The organism is Milkweed yellows phytoplasma str. MW1, from assembly GCF_000309485.1.
GTDB lineage: Bacteria > Bacillota_I > Bacilli_A > Acholeplasmatales > Acholeplasmataceae > Phytoplasma.
The window spans coordinates 1-324 of the sequence record NZ_AKIL01000118.1 but is presented as its reverse complement, the minus strand read 5'-3'; the positions used below and the strand labels follow the sequence as shown (position 1 = coordinate 324).

1 protein-coding gene is annotated in these 324 nt (G+C 32.4%); it reads right to left on the bottom strand.

The features are described from left to right. On the bottom strand, positions 1–324 hold a 324-nt coding region (locus RI76_RS02180), incomplete at both ends, for a lambda-exonuclease family protein (protein ID WP_017192512.1).

Below are 324 nucleotides of genomic sequence, written 5' to 3'. Positions count from 1 at the left end.
TCTTGCCAACTAGGGCCATCAGGATTTAAAGGGCATTTGATTTCTAACAAAGTTTTTGTTTCTTCATTATAACCATCCAAAGAAGCGGACATTAAACCTCTGGTAAAAACCACGGGAACATATTTTAATCCATGACAAAAACAATAAAAATTTCTTGCTTGTGGTTCAGTTTTTTTTCCATGTTCCACTGCTTCATTAGTAATAAAATCGCTCCCAAATACTTTTTTAAAAAGTAATTCCTCTTTGGTTTCATAAGGATTTAAACCCATTATTGTTCCTATTTCTGAAGCATTGATAAATTTTTTACGATGGAAACCATTCCCA